The following is a 2,878-nucleotide window of genomic DNA, read 5'->3' on the forward strand; positions in this document are numbered from 1 at the left end:
ACACTCTGAGGGGTGATTTTTCGCCTTGATACTTCGTTATTTTTATTGCCCGTAGCGCTGCTATGGGCGCAAAAAATGGCCTCGTCTCAAAACAAAACCTCTACCTCAAGAATGGTAATTTAATTTCTCACCATTCCTAAGCACAAGCAAAGGACGCTTACGCTAGTGCATTTATTTAGAGGATAAGGTACCAGGGGCTGCACTCTGAAAAGCTCACTCATTGAAAACATCACTTACCTATCAAAGAAAAGCCAAATAGTATAGGAAATGCACGCTGCCACAGGTGCAACATTGTTGCATCTTATTATTTTAAGTATATTGCAACATTGTTGCATTAAAATTAAAACCATGAAAAATTTAAAACTGATTCTATTGAATGTTATTCCTTTCTTAATTTTCAAACTAGGAATATTTTCGTCTGTTTATGCCCAAAAAATTTTTGAACCCCCTCCCCAAGATCAGAAAAAAGTCATCAAAGCCACCCAAATTACTACCAACCTCAAGATAGATGGAGTGTTGAATGAGTCGGTCTGGGCAAAAGCAAAAAAATACCAGGCGTTTACCCAGGTAGAACCCAATCAAGGACAAGCTTCGGATTTTATTACCGAAGTAAAAGTCTTGTACAATGACCAATACTTGTACATTGGGGCTTTTTGCAAAGATAGTTTGGGCAAAAAAGGGCTGAGAGTACCCAACTTGCGCCGCGACTTTGACTGGGGCAGCGGCGATTTGTTTGGGGTAGTAATAGATGCTTTTCGAGACGAACGCAATGCCATCAGCTTTCAGACCAACCCCTACGGAGCCCGACGCGACATGCAGGTGTTTGATAGTAATATTTTTGATACCGATTGGGATGGATTTTGGAAAGTGCGCACCAGCCGTACTAACGAGGGATGGATTGCCGAGATGCGTATTCCCTGGGCAACCATTCGTTACCCAAAGGGCGACAACCAGGAATGGGGAATTAACTTTGTAAGGCGAGCCCGGCGGGTCAACGAAATATCGAGTTGGGCGGCCTACCCCAGGGCTTTTAACCCTTACCGCATGAGTTATGCAGGCATTCTCAAAGGCATTAAACCGCCCCCACCCTCTACCAATATTCGCGTGCAACCTTATGTGTTTGCTTCTGCCAATCGCAATAATGATTCTACCAGCTTATTTGCCTCTGACAACCTATTTACTAAAATGGGGGGCGAGGTCAAGTGGGCGATTACACCTAACACAGTGTTAGACTTCACCGTCAACACAGACTTTGCTCAAACCGACGTAGACCGCCAGGTAGTAAACCTGACTCGTTTTTCGGTCTTTTTGCCCGAAAGAAGGCAGTTTTTCCTCGAAAATGCCAGTTTGTTTGCGGCAGGGAGCAACGACCACGTGCAACCTTTTTTTAGCCGGGCTATTGGCTTAGATAATCAAGGTAACCCCATTCCGATTGATGCGGGTTTGCGGCTTACCCATCGCAGTACCAAACGAAGCCTGGGAGCCTTGATGGTACGGCAACGAGGCCTGGGCGATAGTCCGGCTGCCAATTTTGGGGTGTTGCGTTATGTGCAAAATTTTGGCAAGCAAAACCGCCTGGGGGGAATGGTGACCGCCCGATACGACGAAGCACTGGAGCATAAAGGGATACAGGACCGTTATAATTTTACAGGAACGATAGATGGTTTTTTTCGCTTTAGTCGCCCCTTATCCTGGCAATTTTATGTATCAGGCTCCGAAACCAAAGACCAAAACAGCAATGGCTGGGCGGGGTATTCGAGCCTGCGATACAGAAGCAATCAATGGTATTTTTATTACGATTATCAATTTATTGAAAAAAACTACGAGTCTACGGCGGGTTTTATCCGGCGACGCAACTATATGGCCAATAGCGGGGGAGGTTACGCTATTTTGCGCCCCAGCTGGAAACCCAAGTTTATTCGCTCCTATGAGCCAGGGGTTTTTGCCACAGTGATTCACCGCAACGAAGACCGACAGTTTTTGGAGAGTTCGGTGACATTTTTCCCCATCTGGATATTGTTTCAAGACGGGAGTCGATTGGTGGGCGAAATAGAACCCACCCGCCAAAATCTACTCAACACTTTCAGCCCACTGCTGGTAGACATTGCTCAAGGAACATATGATTATACCCGCTATAGGTTCACTTACTCTTCTGATGTTTCTAAAAAACTGTCTTTTTACCTGCAATACGAAACAGGCAATTTTTTTGATGGTAAACTGGACACCTATCAGGCACGGTTGACCACCTCTCCCATACCCCACACCTATTTTTCGGTAAACTATCAATACAACAACGCGCGACAATTGGGGGCAGAGAAAGAAGACAAAGAAGCCCACTTGATTGCTCCTGAACTAAGGCTGGCGCTCAATGCCAGGGTTCAACTAAACGCCTTTTATCAATACAATTCTTTGTCAAAATTTGCCAATTGGAATGTTCGTTTTTCCTGGGAGTTTCAACCTTTGTCATTTGTTTATTTGGTCTTTAACGATACCCAAAACGAAGGCCTCACCCCTGTTCAGCACGCCCAACAAGTCATAGGAAAAGTGACTTATCTAAAGCAGTTTTAGCAGACACTTATTGCTCCACCAAAAAGCGGTTTCCCCCAGTATTGGGAAGACCGCTTTTTACCTTGCTGTACGAGTGTCCAAAAGATTGTCTGTTTCAAGAGGATCGGAGGTTATTGACAAGGCATAGCTCTCTACTTAAATCTAAATATTTAGCCCGTAAATAAAAAAATGGCAGCCGCTCTAACCTTACGGCTGCCGAGCCAGAGACAGGAGTCGAACCCGCGTCCTACTGAAACATTTACCATTTGAGTATTTATACCGCAATACGTCATTACTAACTGATTTTCAGTGTTTTTAATTTTGATGTCTC

At 44.6% G+C, this 2,878-nt stretch carries 1 protein-coding gene; it reads left to right on the forward strand.

Annotated elements, in window-relative coordinates:
• The first annotated feature begins 348 nt into the window (after nt 1-348).
• Nucleotides 349-2,568, forward strand: coding sequence for a DUF5916 domain-containing protein (locus Q0954_RS33540; protein ID WP_299466316.1), 2,220 nt, complete (start codon nt 349-351; stop codon nt 2,566-2,568).
• Nucleotides 2,569-2,878 lie beyond the last annotated feature (310 nt).

Source organism: uncultured Microscilla sp. (assembly GCF_947493425.1).
In the GTDB taxonomy this organism is placed as follows: domain Bacteria; phylum Bacteroidota; class Bacteroidia; order Cytophagales; family Microscillaceae; genus Microscilla.